Annotated in this window: 6 protein-coding genes; 3 read left to right on the top strand and 3 right to left on the bottom strand. The window is 75.2% G+C overall.

Annotation, left to right across the window (positions count from 1 at the left end; translation table 11 throughout):
- Window positions 1-37: 37 nt before the first annotated feature.
- The 3 genes from ACFV4G_RS40135 to ACFV4G_RS40125 all read right to left on the bottom strand — a co-directional run bounded on the left by ACFV4G_RS40135 (window position 38) and on the right by ACFV4G_RS40125 (window position 11,376).
- The gene (locus tag ACFV4G_RS40135; RefSeq protein ID WP_380447976.1) at window positions 38-5,497 is read right to left on the bottom strand and encodes an amino acid adenylation domain-containing protein; all 5,460 of its coding nucleotides are present in this window, start codon (window positions 5,495-5,497) and stop codon (window positions 38-40) included.
- Window positions 5,494-10,473: an amino acid adenylation domain-containing protein gene (locus ACFV4G_RS40130; RefSeq protein ID WP_380447974.1), complete on the bottom strand. Its 4,980-nt coding sequence runs from the start codon at window positions 10,471-10,473 to the stop codon at window positions 5,494-5,496. Before ACFV4G_RS40130 ends, ACFV4G_RS40135 begins: the two co-directional genes overlap by 4 nt.
- A 222-nt stretch (window positions 10,474-10,695) precedes the next feature.
- Complete coding sequence (locus ACFV4G_RS40125) at window positions 10,696-11,376, bottom strand: hypothetical protein (protein WP_380447972.1); 681 nt, start codon at window positions 11,374-11,376, stop codon at window positions 10,696-10,698.
- Window positions 11,377-11,578: 202 nt separating this feature from the next.
- Here ACFV4G_RS40125 and ACFV4G_RS40120 point away from each other — a divergent pair, with 202 nt between their 5' ends.
- From ACFV4G_RS40120 to ACFV4G_RS40110, 3 genes are read left to right on the top strand one after another with little or no spacing between them, the layout of a single operon-like run.
- Window positions 11,579-13,231, top strand: a complete 1,653-nt coding sequence (locus tag ACFV4G_RS40120) for a phage tail sheath family protein (protein WP_380447970.1) — start codon at window positions 11,579-11,581, stop codon at window positions 13,229-13,231.
- 25 nt (window positions 13,232-13,256) lie between these two features.
- Window positions 13,257-13,781 (top strand): phage tail protein, encoded by a 525-nt coding sequence (locus ACFV4G_RS40115; protein ID WP_380447968.1) that lies wholly within the window; start codon window positions 13,257-13,259, stop codon window positions 13,779-13,781.
- Window positions 13,782-13,783: 2 nt separating this feature from the next.
- Entirely contained in the window at window positions 13,784-14,530 is a 747-nt protein-coding gene (locus ACFV4G_RS40110) for a hypothetical protein (protein WP_380447966.1), read from the top strand.
- Window positions 14,531-14,892 lie beyond the last annotated feature (362 nt).

Here is a 14,892-nt window from a genome sequence, read left to right as displayed (position 1 = left end):
CCCGCACCGCACCGGGCGGAGCGGGCGCGCCGGTCCGTCACCTCCGCGCGGCGCCCACCGGGTCGGGCTCGTCCTCGACGGGTTCCGGCTCCCCGCGCGTCTGCCGCGGCGGCGCCGGGCGTGACAGGGCGGCGAGGCGCCGGTCGGCCTCGGCCTGGATGGCGTCCTTGTCGCCGATCTCGGCGTCCGGCAGCGCGTCCGGCAGCAGGTCCTCCAGCAGTCGCAGCGGCCGGTACGCGAGGCCGAGCAGGCCCCACACCGTCATGACGGCGCCGACCAGGACGAGCAGCAGGCCCGCGCCGCGGCCGGGGCCGGTGCCGAGGACCAGGCCGACGGAGTCGGCGAGCGCGCCGCCGGGGCGCAGCAGCGGTGCGAAGACGTGGTCGGAGAGCGGGCCCGCGGTGAGGAAGCCGAGCGGCATCATCGACATGGCCAGCATCTGGTTGGTGGCGAGGACGCGGCCCTGGAGTTCCATGCCGACCTTGGTCTGGATGAGTGCCATCCAGTGGGCGTTGAGGATGATCAGCGCGCCCCACAGCACGAACATGCCCGCCGCCGTGAGCGCGGTGTGCGGTCCGCTGCCGGCGACGACGGCGGCGAGGCCGACCACCGACGTGAAGCCGACCATGCCGACCGCGCGGCGCCGGGTGCCGCCCCACAGCGCCATCACGACACCGCCCGCCATCGCGCCGACACCGCCGACGGCGGTGATGACGCCGAGTTCCACGGACGTGCCGTCGGCCAGGACCATCGGGGTGACGAGGACGGTGGCGACCGCGAACAGATAGTTGAAGACGACGAAGAAGACGACCATCGCGACGAGGCTGTGCCGCCGGACGATGTAGCGCCAGCCGGTGACGACCTCGCGCAGCAGCGGTTCCTCCTGCTTGTCGAACATCGCGTCCGGGAAGCGGACGAGCAGCAGGCAGGTGACGCCGGTCAGGAAGGTGGCCATGTCGAAGAGGACGACGCCGTGCAGGCCGATCAGCGACACGAGCACGCCGCCGGCCAGGACGGCCATCATGTCGCCCGCGCCGGTGCCGAGTTGGGCGAGGCCGTTGGCCTGGCCGAGGTAGCGCTTGGGCACGAGCTGGGTGATCGCGGCCAGGTAGGCGGGCCGCTGGAACGCCGTGCAGACGGATCCCGTGCAGGCCACCACGTAGATGTGCCAGACGTGGAGGAGGTCCGCCCAGCGGAGCAGGCCCAGTGCGAGCATGCCCGCCGCGGCGACGGTGTCCGTGACGATCATGATCTTGCGGCGGTCCACCCGGTCGGCCACCGCGCCCGCGATCGGCAGCAGCAGGACGGCGGGCAGCACCGCGACCACCGAGATGAGCGCGAAGTCGAAGGCGGAGCCGGTCTGCTGGTAGACCCAGACGCCGAGCGCGAAGCCGGACAGGCTCGTGCCGATCATCGAGACGAACTGGCCGATCGCCACCTTGGCGAAGGTCGCGAGCTCGGCGCGGGCCGCCGGTCGCTTGGTCGTCACCTGCTCGGCCACGCCGCCCGTCGCCGCGAACCCGGCCAGGACGCGGGCGAGTTCGGCGGCCTGGTGCTTGAGGAAGTAGTGCCCGGCGCGCGGGATCACGGCGAGGTCGACGGTGGCGCCGAAATGCTCCCACTCGGCGTACCGCTCCTCGTACAGCTGGGTCGCGCGGTCCTTCTCCCCCACGACGCACAGGATCGGCGCGGCCATGCGCGCGGGCCGCCCGTCCCCGTACGCGCGCGTGTAGAAGTCCTCGGCCTGCCGCACGTCGTGGCGCAACGCCCGGACCAGGAAGTCCTGTTCGGCCCGGTCGTAGACGTCGGTGAAGCCGCCCATCGCGCGCAGGTAGTCGAGGTAGGAGCGGTTGGAGAGCATCCGGTCGCCGGGCATGCGGCGGGCGAACCACTCGGCGAAGCGGCCGGGCAGGCGGGCCGCCGGGAACGTCCCGCCGAGGGCGAGGCCGCGCAGGTCGACGCCGGCCGCCTCCAGGCGGGAGCCCAGGGCGGTGGCCAGCGCGCCGCCGAGGCAGTGGCCGTACAGGAGCACCGGGCCCTCGATCCGCTCGGCGACCTCGGCGGCCAACCGGTCGGCGAGGCCGTCGAGTTCGGCGAGCTCGTCGTGCGGGCGGCTCGGGTCGTGGCCGGGCAGCTCGACGGCGTAGAGCCGGTGCCCGGCGGGCAGGGTGTCGGCGAGCGGCTGGAACGTGATCGGGCTGCCGCCGCCGTACGGGACGCAGACGACGGTGACCTCGGCCGGCTCGCCGCCGCGCGTGAGCTTGTGCAGCAGGCGGCGCGGACCGTCCTGGGCCGGGCCGCCGCCGGCCCGGGCGTCGAGCAGGGCGGCCAGGGCGCGGACGGTCGGCTGCTGGAACAGGTCGATCACCGACAGGCCGCGGCCGATCAGCCGGACGGTGCGCACGGCGGAGAAGGAGTCCCCGCCGAGGGCGAAGAAGTCGTCCGCCGGGCCGACGTCCTCGACGTCGAGCACCTGCCGGTAGACGCCGGCCACGGCGTGCTCGGCCTCCGTCTCCAACTCTCCCCCGCCGGAGACCTGTTGGACCGGCGACGGCTCCGGCAGTGCGTGCCGGTCCACCTTGCCGTTGGCATTCAGCGGCAGCGCCTCCAGCAGCACCACGGCCGCCGGCACCATGTAGTCGGGCAGCCGGGTGCGCAGCGCGGCCCGCAGGTCCCCCGGGTCGGGGACGGCGGGCACGACGTACGCGACGAGGCTGCGGGCCGCGCCCTCGCCGCGCGCGACCACGACCGCCTCGCGGACCTCGGGGCGGGCGGTCAGCTCGGCCTCGACCTCGCCGGTCTCCACCCGGAAGCCGCGGATCTTCACCTGGTGGTCGATCCGGCCGAGGAACTCGATCGCGCCGTCGGGGCGGCGGCGCACGAGGTCCCCGGTGCGGTAGCAACGCCGGCCGTCGACGGTGACGAACCGTTCCGCCGTCAGGTCGTCGCGGCCCAGGTAGCCGCGCGCCACGCCGCCGCCCGACACGTACAGCTCGCCGGGCACGCCCACCGGCACCGGGCGCCGCCGGGCGTCGAGGACGTGGGCGCCGACGTTGCCGAACGGCAGGCCCAGCGGGACAGCGGCATCGGGCTCGACCGGAACGGGCGCGCCGAGCATCGAGACGGTCGTCTCGGTGGGCCCGTAGTGGTTGTGCAGCGGGAGGTCCGGCCGGGCGGCGCGGATGCGCGCCACCAGGTCGGGGCGCAGCGCCTCGCCCGCGCAGATCAGCAGGTGTGCGGGCAGCACGCCCGCGAGGCCGTCGCCGTGCGCGGCCAGGCCCTCCAGGTGGCTGGGGACGAGCTTCATCGCGTCGATCCGGTGCTCGGCCGCGTACCGGGCGAACGCGGCCGGGTCGGTGGCCTGTTCGCGCGTGAGCAGGTGCAGGCAGCCGCCGCCGGTGAGGGCGCCGAACACGTTGGTGGTGCCGAGGTCGGCGGCGAACGTGGAGACCAGCGCCCAGTTCCAGCCCTCGCTGCCGGGGCCGATCCGCTCGCGCAGGCCGTGCAGGTAGTTGCGGTAGTTGCGGTGCTCGACGGCGACGCCCTTGGGGGCGCCGGTGGAGCCGGAGGTGAAGATCAGGTAGCACAGGTGCTCGGGGCGGACGTCCACCTCGGGCGGCCCGTCGCACGGCTCCGCCGGGGTGGTGAGCGGCGGGACGACGACGGCCTCGCCCGGTATGCGGGCGCGGAGGTCGTCGGTGGTGACCACCGCGGCGGTGCCGGCGGCGGTGAGGAGTGCGGCGATGCGTTCGTCCGGGTAGACGGGGTCCAGCGGCAGGTAGGCGCCGCCCGCCTTGAGGATGCCGAGCATGCCGACGACGAGGGCGGCCGAGCGCTCGGCGAGCAGGCCGACCGGGCGGTCCGGGCCGACGCCGCGGGCGCGCAGCCGGTGGGCCAGCGCGTTGGCGCGCCGGTCGAGTTCGGCGTAGCTGAGGACGCCGTCGGTGCCCCGGACCGCCGGCGCGTGCGGGGTGCGGCGGGCCTGTTCCTCGACCAGGCCGTGCAGGGTGCCGGTGAGGTCCCAGGTGCGCGCGGTGTCGTCCCAGGCGTCGAGGCGGCGCCGCTCGGACGGGGTGAGCAGCGGCAGTTCGGCGAGCGGGCGGTCCGGGTCGGCGGCCATCGCGTCGAGGACGGTGGTGAGGTGGCCGAAGAACCGGCGGACCGTCGGCTCGTCGTACAGCTCGGCGCGCCACACGAGGTCGGCGAGCAGGGCGTCGTCCTCGTCCACCACGGCGACGGAGAGGTCGAACTTGGCGGTGTCGGTGCCGACCGGGTGCCAGGCCACGTCCAGGCCGGGCAGCTCGGGCCTGGCCCGGTCCTGGTTGTGGACGTTGAGCAGGACCTGGAAGAGCGGGGTGTGGGAGAGCTCGCGCTCGGGCGCGAGGGCGTCCACCAGCCGCTCGAAGGGCAGGTCCTGACGGGCGAACGCGCCCAGGGCGCCCTCGCGGACGCGGTCGAGGAGCGCGCGGACGGTCGGCTCGCCGGAAAGGTCGGTGCGCATCGCGAGCGTGTTGACGAAGCAGCCGACCAGCGCCTCCGTCTCGCTGCGGGTCCGCCCGGCGACGGGCGTGCCGACCACGACGTCGTCGCTGCCGGTGTAGCGGCCGAGGACGGCCTGGAGGGCGGCCAGCAGCACCATGTACGGGGTCGTGGCGGTGCGTTCCGCGAGGGTGCGGATGCGACGGGAGCGCTCGGCGCCGAACTCGGCGGTGATCCGCGCGCCGCGGGTGCCGGCGACGGCCGGGCGGGGCCGGTCGGTGGGCACGGTGACGGTGGTGGCGGCGCCGCGCAGCCGCTCCAGCCACCACGTCTCCTGTGCGGCGAGTTCGGCGGCCTGCTCGGTGAGCTGCCAGTGCGCGACGTCCGCGTACTGGACGGGCAGCGGCGCCCACGCGGGCGCCCGGCCCTCGCGGCGGGCCGCGTAGGCGGCGCCGAGGTCGGCGAACAGCACCCCGAGGGACCAGCCGTCGGCGGCGATGTGGTGCAGGACGAGGCTGAGCACGAAGCCCTCGCCCGTGCGCAGCAGGACGGCCCGCAGCGGCGGGTCGGCGGCGAGGTCGAAGGGCCGGGCGGCCTCCTCGGCGAGCCGGGCGTCCACGGCGGCGGCCTGGACGTCGGCGGTGGCGAGGGCGAAGGCGCCCGCCGCGAGCGGTCCGGGCCGCACCTCGCCCTCGGACGCCGGGTAGACGGTGCGCAGCACCTCGTGCCGGTCGACGACGTCCGCGAGGGCCGCGGCCAGGGCCGCCTCGTCGAGTTCTCCGGCGATGCGCAGCGCGAGCGGGATGTGGTAGGCGGCGCTGTCGGGCTCGTACTGGGCGAGGAACCACATCCGCCGCTGCGCGGAGGAGAGCGGCATCGGCTCGTCGGCGGGGCGCGGCGCGATGGCCGCCCTGGCCGGCGCCGCTGCGGCTCTGGCGGCTTTCGCCTTGGCGAGGCGCTGCCGCAGCAGTTCCTGGCGCCGGGCGTCGGCGGCGCCTTCTCTTGGTCGGTCGGTCATGCGTCGTCCCCCATGGTGGTGTCCCCCACTGCGTGCTCGCCCGCTGCGTCTTCGCCCGCTGCGTGCTCGCCCGCCGCGTCGTTTCCGAGCGCGGCGAGTTCGTCGTCGAGGTCGGCGAGCAGCAGGTCTTCGATGCGGCGGGCCATGGCGGCGAGGGTGCGGTCGCCGAAGACCGCGCGCAGGGGCACCTCGATGTCGAAGGTGTCCCGGATGCGGGCCGTCAGGCGGGTCGCGAGCAGCGAGTGGCCGCCGATGCTGAAGAAGTCGTCGTGGCGGGAGACCCGGACCGCGCCCAGGACCTCCTGCCACACCTCGGCGAGGATCTCCTCGCAGTCGCCCTCGGGCGGTGCGCCGAGGCCGCCCAGTTCCGGGGCGGGCAGCGCGGCCCGGTCGACCTTTCCGCCGGGCGTCAACGGGAGGGCGTCGAGCAGCAGGAGCCCGGCGGGGACCATGTAGTCGGGCAGGCGGGCGGCCAGGGCGAGGCGCAGGTCGTCCTCGGTGAGCGTGCCGTCCGTGACGGCGTACCCGGCGAGGACCGGGCCCGCGGGCGTGTCGACGAGCCGGGCGGCGCCCGCCGTCACGCCGTCCACGGAGGTCAACGCGGCCTCGATCTCGCCGAGTTCGATCCGGAAGCCGCGCAGCTTCACCTGGGCGTCCGCGCGGCCGTGGTACTCCAGCCGGCCGTCGTGGCGGCGGCAGGCGAGGTCGCCGGTGCGGTACATCGGCGCGCCGTCGGGGCGGCCGGGTTCGGCAACGAAGCGGTCGGCGGTGAGGTCGGGCCGGCCGTGGTAGCCGAGGGCCACGCCGGCTCCGGCGATGGCGAGTTCGCCGATGCCGTTGACCGGGACGGGCCGGCCGGCGGCGTCGAGGAGGTGCAGGCGGGTGTTGGCGATCGGCTCGCCGAGGGCCACCACGCCGTCGTGGGCGGCGAGTTCGGGGGTGACGCGCAGGGCGGTGGACCAGACGGTCGTCTCGGTCGGCCCGTACAGGTTCCAGAGCGTCCGGGTGCGGGTGAGCAGGGCCCGGGCGAGGTCGGTGGTGAGCGCCTCGCCGCCGCACAGGGCGGTGAGTGCCGGGCTGCCGGTCCAGCCGGCCTCCAGGAGCATGCGCCAGGTGGCGGGGGTGGCCTGGAGGTGGGTGACGCCGGTGCGCTCCAGCCAGGCGGCGAGGGCGGCGCCGTCGGTGGCGGTGGCCCGGTCGGCGATCTCGACCCGGGCGCCGACGGTGAGCGGCAGCCACAGTTCGAGGCCGGCGATGTCGAAGGTGACGGTCGTGACGGCGGCCATGACGTCCTGCCCGTCGAGGCCGACGAGGTCCTCCATCGCCCGCAGGAAGTTGACGATCGCCCGGTGCGGCACCGCGACGCCCTTGGGCGTGCCGGTCGAGCCGGAGGTGTACAGCAGGTAGGCCGGGTCCTCGGGGCCGACGGCGACGGGCGGGGCGATCGGGGCCGTCTCCACGTCCTGGCCGTCGGCCGCCACGACCGTCCGGCCCGCGAACAACTCGTCGTGCCGGTCGGCCTGTTCGGCCAGGACCAGCGAGACGCCGGCGTCGTCCAGCACGGCCCGGTTGCGGGCGAGCGGCTGGTCGAGGTCCAGCGGCAGGTAGGCGGCGCCGCTGCGCAGCACGGCCAGGAGGGCGGCGGGCAGCAGGCGCCCGCGGCGGACGGCCACCGCGACCAGCCCGCCGGGCCCGGCGCCGGCGGCGGCCAGGACGGACGCCAGCCTGCCTGCGGTCAGGCCGAGTTCGCCGTAGGTCAGACTGCCGTCGGCGGCCGACACGGCGACGGCCGAAGGGTCCCACCCGGCGTACAGCTCGTGCAGGCGCAGGTCGGCCACCGGGGTGTCCGCCCGGACCAGGCCGTCCTCGGCGGCGGCGATCTCCGCGGCCGACAGCATCGCCAGCTCCGAGAGCGGGCGGTCCGGTTCGGCGATCCCGGCGGCGAGCACGGCGAGCAGGTGGTCGAAGACGGCGCGCACCGAACGCTCGTCGTAGCGCGAGGTCCGGTACTCGGCGGACAGCAGCGGCCCGTCCGCCGGGAACTCCAGGAACAGCGACAGGTCCGTCTTCGCCGTCCCGTTGCACACCTCGGAGACTAACTCAAGGCTCAGGTCCGGAAGTTCGGCCCCGGCCACCGGGTGGTTCTGCACCGCGACCAGCACCTGCGAGACCGGGGACGAGGCCCGCCCGGACGCACCGGCCGTCCGGCGCGCGTGCTCGACGAACGGCAGCACGCTGTGCTCGGCCGCGTCCAGCGCCGCCGGACGCACCCGCCCGACCAGCTGCCGGAAGGTGTCCGCCCCCGCGGCGCCGAAGCGCAGCGCCACGGTGTTGACCAGTGAGCCGAGCACCCCCTCCAGCTCCGGCACCGGCCGGACGGCGAACGGGCTGAGCACGGCGACGTCGGTGCGGCCGGTGTAGCGGTGCAGCACCCCGCCGAGCGCGGCGACCACCGCCATGTAGAGGCTCGCGCCCTCCTCCGCAGCCCACCGCTCGGCGGCGCGCAGCAGCTCGGCCGGGACCCGGCGCTCGATGCGGCGGCCCGCGTAGTCCTGCGGGTCAGGGTGCGGGCGGTCGCCGGGCAGGTGCTGCTCGTGGTCGAGGCCGAGGAGGCCGTCGCCCCAGCGCAACGCGTCCTCGCGGGCGGCGGCGTGGGCGCGCTGTTCCCAGCGGGCGACGTCCGACAACTGGAGGCCGGGCTCCGGGAGTTCGCCGTCCCGGTAGGCGCGGTCGAGCTCGGCGAGGAGGAGCCCGGTGGCCCAGCCGTCCATCGCCGCGTGGTGCACGGTGATCAGCAGCTCGTGGGCGTCCTCGCCGGTGCGCAGCGCGAGCACGCGCAGCAGGCGCCCGGTGGCGAGGTCGAGCGGGCGGGCCGCCTCGGCGCGGAGCGCGGCGTCCAGCAGCGCCTCGTCGGCGCCGGTGAGGTCGTGCACGGGCACGTCGACGGCGTAGGGCGGGCGGACCTCGACGGCGGGTTCGCCGGCGCGGCCGATCACGGCGGTGCGCAGCGCCTCGTGGCGGCGGACGACCTCGGTGAAGGCGCGGCCGAGCGCGGCGGCGTCCAGGGTGCCGGTCGCGCGGACGCGCAGCGGGACGTTGTAGAGCGACGTGCCGGCCTCGACGTTCTCCTGGAGCCACAGGTCGCGCTGGAACGCCGTCGGTTCGGCGGGCAGTCCGGGCTCGCGGACGGGCGGCGCGACCGAGGGGCGCCCGCCGCCGTGCGCGACGCGCAGGGCCAGGGCGGCGACGGTCGGCGCGGCGAAGAACTCGGCGAGCGGCACCCGGACGCCGTACTCGCGCTCGACCCGGGCGAGGACGCCCGCGGCGAGCAGCGAGTGGCCGCCGAGGTCGAGGAAGACGTCGTGCACGCCGACCCTGGGCATGCCGAGGAGCTCCTGCCACAGCCCGGCGATGCGCTCCTCGACGGGGGTGCGCGGCGCGACGAACACCCCGTGGCCGTCCCGCCCGCGCGCCACCGCGGGCAAGGCCGCGCGGTCGGTCTTGCCGTTGGGGGTGAGCGGCAGGCGCTCCAGCACGCCGATCGCGAGCGGCACCATGTAGCCGGGCAGGGCGGCGGCGCAGTGGGCGCGCAGCCCGCCGGGCGCGAGCTCCCGGGAGGACTGGACGAAGGCGGCCAGGTAGGCGCCCGCGTCGTCGTGCTGGACGACGGCCACCGCCGCCTCCACCGCCGGGTGCGCGGCGAGCACGGCCTCGATCTCACCGAGCTCGACGCGGAAGCCGCGCACCTTCACCTGGTGGTCGGCCCGCCCGTGGTACTCCAAGCTGCCGTCCGCGCGCCGCCGGACGAGGTCGCCGGTGCGGTAGCAGCGCTCGCCGCCGACGGTCACGAACCGCTCCTCGGTGAGGTCCGGGCGGCCGTGGTAGCCGTGCGCCAGGCCCTCGCCCGCCAGGTACAGCTCGCCGATCCCGCCCTCCGGCACGGGCGCGCGCCGCTCGTCCAGGACGTGCGCCGTCGTGCCGTCGACCGGGCGGCCGATCAGCGGTTCGCCGGTCTCGTCCCGGCCGACCAGGGCCCAGGTGGAGTAGACGGTGTCCTCGGTGGGCCCGTACAGGTTGTAGAGCCGCTCGACGCCGGGCTGCGCGTGGACCTGGTCGGCGAGCCGGCGCGGCAGCGCCTCCCCGGCCAGGTTGACGACGCGTACGCCGGCGGGCAGGCCGCCGCCGCGCAGCAGGGCCGCCATGGCGCTGGGGACGGTGTTGACGAGGGTGACCGCGTCGCGCGCGGGCAGGTCGGGCAGGGCGAGGGCGTTCTCGGCGACGACGACCGCGCCGCCGACGGCGAGCGGGAAGAAGACCTCGTACACCGAGATGTCGAAGCAGACCGACGTGGCGAACAGCACGCCCGCCACGTCCTCGGGCCGGTAGGTGGCGGCGGCCCAGCGCAGCAGGGCGTTCACGCCGCGCTGCGGGACGACGACGCCCTTGGGGCGGCCGGTGGAGCCGGAGGTGTACAGGACGTACGCCGCCGCGTCGGTGCTGCCCACCGGCGCGACGGGAGCGGTCGGACCCTGCCCGTCCGGACCCTGCTCGAACGGACCCTGCCCGTCCGGACCCGCGTACAGGACGGCGGCCCCGGCCCCCGCCACGAGGTGCTCGTGCGCCCGGTCGGTGAGCACGACCGGCGCCCGCGCGTCGCCGATCACCAGCTCCAGCCGGTCCTGCGGGTAGGCCGGGTCCAGCGGCACGTAGGCGCCGCCGGACCGGAGCACCGCGAGCAGGGCCACGACCAGCTCGGCCGAGCGCGGCAGGCACACGCCGACCAGCGTCCCGGGGCCGACCCCGGCCCGGGCGAGGCGGGCGGCGGCGGAGGTCAAGCGCTCGCCAAGTTCGCGGTAGGTCAGGCGGCGCTCGCCGTCGATCACGGCGACGGCGTCCGGCGTGCGTCTCACCTGGGCCTCGATCAGGCCGGCGAGGGTGGCCGTGGGATCCAGTGCGGGGAATTCCGTCGAACTCATCCACTACTCCTGAGGGGTGGCCCGCGCACCGGCTCGTGGCCGGTGCGGATGGGCGGTGTACCTCCGGAGATGATGGGGTAAAGATGTTCGCACTACCAGCACAATTCCACCACGCGTTCGATATGCCGGAAAGGTCACCTCCGATTCGGTCCTGAGCGGTGCTGGATCATGACGCGGCGTCGTCCGCGTCCTTACGGAACGTCAACAGCCGTGCAACGCACGTCAGTTGACATGCACACTTGACGCCGGGCGCTCCCAGGGCCGGGAGCTGCCCGGCGTGAACCCGGCGTCCCGGGCGTTGTCGAGCGCGTCGGCGAGGTTCAGCCGCCCCGGCTCCTCCAGGAAGCCCAGGACGGGGGCGAGCTCACGCTCGGTCAGGCGCTGCTCCCTGGCCGCCTCGACCAGCTCCTCCAGCTTCCGCGTGAACTCGTCCAGGTACGCGTCCTCGTCCACCTCTTCGTCGTCCTCGTCCTCCGGCTCCGGGATCCGCTCCATCACCCGGTCGGTCAGGAGGGACTCCAGCCGGTCCAGCGAGCCCGTGATCCCCACGCCGCGATCGTCCTCGACGGGAGCGCAGTCCCACGCGCCGGCGCCGCTCTCCCACCAGTAGCAGAAGGCGATCCGGTCGGTGAGCCCGGACCAGCGCAGCGGCAGCCAGTCGGGCGCGCCCTGCAGCAACTCGTCGAGTTCGCGCTCGGTGCTGTAGTCGACGTCGAAGCCGGTGAGCACCGCGCGGCCGCCGTCGACCCAGCGGAGCTGCCAGCGGTTGCTGCTGCCGTCGTCGTGGCTGAGCTCGTCCCCGCCCGCCCAGTAGCCGAGCTGGACGTCGATGCCGGTCTGCAGGACCGACATCACCCCGCCCATCAGCCAGGACTCCTCGGGGTTCGGCGGGCAGTACGACATGAACGCTCCTTCATCGCGTGATCGTTACCGGACGACAGACGCCCCGGCCCCCGCGAAGGTTCCCCGGGTGCGGACGCCCGTCACGGCCGCGTCACGCCACGCGTTCCGCGCCGTGCGGCCGCGGTGACGCCGCCGTGATGGCCGGCCCGGACGCTGGGCGGTGTCCGCGGGCGCAGCCGTTGCCCTCGCGAAGGGAGCCACGATGCCCATCAGCCCCACCTATCCGGGCGTGTACATCGACGAGCTGCCGAGCGCCGTGCGCACGATCGTCGGCGTGCCGACGTCGATCGCCGCGTTCGTCGGGACGGCGCCGCGCGGGTCGGTGACGGACCCGGTGCACATCACCAGCTGGGCCGACTACGAGCGGGAGTTCGGCGGCCTCGACCGCACCTCCGACCTGAGCTACGCGGTCTACCAGTTCTTCCAGAACGGCGGTGCCGAGGCCGAGATCGTCCGGATCACCGCCGTGAAGCCGAAGAACCCGCCGGCCGACGGGCCCAGCTACCCCGCGCCCGCCACGCTCGTCCTGCCCGCCGCCTCCGGCGCCGCCGCCGACGCGGTCACGCTCACCGCCGTCAGCCCCGGCGACTGGGGCAACCACCTGCGGGCCCGGGTCGACCACCAGACCCGCGACAAGGCCGCGAGCGCCGCCGACCAGAAGAGCTTCAACCTCACCCTGCGCGACGCCGTCACCGGCGTGACCGAGAGCTACCTCAACGTCAGCTCGCTGCCCGGCAGCCCCGACCGGCTGAGCGTCGCCCTCGCCGCCTCCGCCCTCGTCACCGTCCCGGCCTCGGCGGACGGCAGGCTGCTCGCGGCCAATACCGACGTCCCGCCCGGCCAGGACCCGTTCCCGGACGGCAAGGGCCCCGGCCAGGGCAACTGGTACGTCACCGCCGGCGGCGGCCTGGACGGGACGGCGACCCCGGTCGCCGCCGACTACCTCGGCGACAGCTCCCCGGTCAAGGACGGCAAGCAGGGCATCTACCAGCTGCTCAAGACCGACATCTTCAACATCCTGTGCCTGCCCGGGCCGCCCGGCCAGAACGGCCCGGCCGGGATCCTCCCCCAGGCCGCCAAGCTCTGCCTGGACCGCCGGGCGATGCTCGTCGTCGACCCGCCGGACGCGTGGCACAGCGTGGCCGACGTCACCAGGGCCGCCGCCCCGGGCGGCACCGGCCTGCCGCTCGCCGGCGACCCGGGCGCCCGCAACGCGGCCGTGTACTTCCCGCGCGTCCTGCTCGCCGACACCGAACAGCAGAACCTCGTCCGCGACTTCCCGCCCTGCGGCGCCGTCGCCGGGGTGTGGGCCCGCACGGACGTCGCGCGCGGCGTGTGGAAGGCCCCGGCGGGCACCGACGCGGGCCTCGCCGGCGTCGTCGCGCCGCTCGTGCCGATGACCGACCCGGAGAACGGCATCCTCAACCCGTACGGCGTCAACTGCCTGCGCCGGCGGCCGGTGTTCGGCAACCTCGTGTGGGGCGCGCGGACGCTGGTCGGCGCCGACGTCCTCGCCGACCAGTGGAAGTACGTCCCGGTGCGCCGGACCGCCCTGTTCATCGAGGAGAGCCTGTTCCGCGGCACCCAGTGGGTGGTGTTCGAGCCCAACGACGAACCGCTGTGGTCCTCGATCCGGCTCAACGTCGGCGCGTTCATGAACACGCTGTTCCGCCAGGGCGCCTTCCAGGGCCGCACGCCCAGGGACGCCTACCAGGTGGTGTGCGACGCGACGAACAACCCGCAGAACGACATCGACCGCGGGATCGTCAACATCCAGGTCGGCTTCGCCCCGCTCAAGCCCGCCGAGTTCGTGATCATCCACATCCAGCAGCTCGCCGGCCAGATCCAGGTCTGAGCGCACCCTCACGGAGAGACAGGCCATGGCCGACAGCAGGACGAAGCGCCGCGACCCGTACAAGAACTTCCGCTTCCGGGTGAAGTTCGGCGGCGGCACCGACTACATCGCGGGCGTCAGCAAGGTCACCGGGTTCAAGCGCAGCACCGAGGTGATCAAGCACCGCAGCGGCGGCGACCCGGCCACCAGCACCAAGCTGCCGGGGCGCACCGAGTACGACGCGATCACCCTGGAGCGCGGGGTCACGAGCGACAAGGTGTTCGAGCAGTGGGCGAACCGGGTCTGGAGCCTGACCAACGCGAGCGGCGGACTGGAGTCCTCGCTCAAGGACTTCCGGCGGGACATCATCGTCGACGTCTTCAACGAGGCCGGCCAGAAGGTGCTCTCCTACCAGGTGTTCAACTGCTGGGTGTCGGAGTACCAGCCGGTCTCCGACCTCGACGCCAACGCCAACGCGGTCGCCATCCAGCACATCAAGCTGGAGAACGAGGGCTGGGTGCGCGAGGACCTGCCCGAGCCGGTCGAGCCGTCCTTCGAGGACCCGGCCTGACGATGGACGAACTCACCGGAGCCCCAGCCGACGTCACCGCGCTGACGGAGGAGGGCCTGCTCGCCGTCTGGGAGGCCGGGCGCGGGCAGGACCCGGTCCGGCGCGCCCTGGTGCTCGCCGCGGCGGGCGGCGGCGATCCGGCGGCCGTCGCGGACCTGACCGTCGGGCGGCGCGAGGAGCTGGTGCTGGGCCTGCGCGTGCGGTGCTTCGGCCCCGGCCTGCCGTGCGCCGTCACCTGCCCGTCCTGCCGGACGGAGCTGGAACTCGAACTGACCGCGCAGGACGTCACGGCCGCGGCGCCGGAGGGCGAACGCGTCGTACGGGCCGGGGGTTTCGAGCTCACGTTCCGTCCGGTCACCACCCGGGACCTGCTCGCCGTCCGGGGCGCGCCGCGCGCCGCCGCCCGACGGGCCCTGCTCCGGCGGGTGCTCACCTCGGCGGTCGCGGACGGACGGCCGGTCGCCGCCGACGCGCTCCCGGCGGACGTCCTGGAGGCCGTGGCGGGCGCCCTGGCCGCGCGGGATCCGCAGGCGGACGTCCGGCTGGACCTCGACTGCGCGGAGTGCGGCCACGCCTGGACGTCGCCGTTCGACGCCTCCGGCTACCTGTGGGCCGAACTCGACGCCCACGCCAGACGGTTGCTCCACGACGTGCACGCGCTCGCCACCGCCTACGGCTGGACGGAGGCCGAGGTGCTCGCGGTCGGGCCCGAACGACGGCAGCTGTACCTGGAGTTGGTGACGGCATGAACGACTTCGTGAGCCGCCTGCTCGGCGCCGGCGGCGCGGACGGGCCGCCGATACGGCCGCTGATCGGGTCGATCTTCGAACCCCGGCGGAGGACGCAGCCATGGCTTCCGTTCACCGAACCTTCCCCTCTCCCCGCGGAGTCGGAGGTCGCTGACGCCAACCCTCCGGCCGCTCAGCAGGAGCTGCCCGTCGGCGCGCCACACGATCTCCCGCCGACACCGCGCGCCTCCGCCGGGCGCGCACCCGAACCTCCGCCGGGCGGCCGGGGGGGGCCCCCCCCCCCCCCCCCCCCGCCGCGGGCGCCCCCCCCCCCCGCCCCCCCGGCCCCCCCCCGGGGCGGGGGGCCCCCCGGGGGGGCCGGC

The sequence above is a fragment of the Kitasatospora sp. NPDC059747 genome (assembly GCF_042732955.1).
In the GTDB taxonomy this organism is placed as follows: domain Bacteria; phylum Actinomycetota; class Actinomycetes; order Streptomycetales; family Streptomycetaceae; genus Kitasatospora.
The sequence above is the reverse complement of the archived record's forward strand: the minus strand, read 5'-3'. Positions and strand labels throughout refer to the sequence as shown.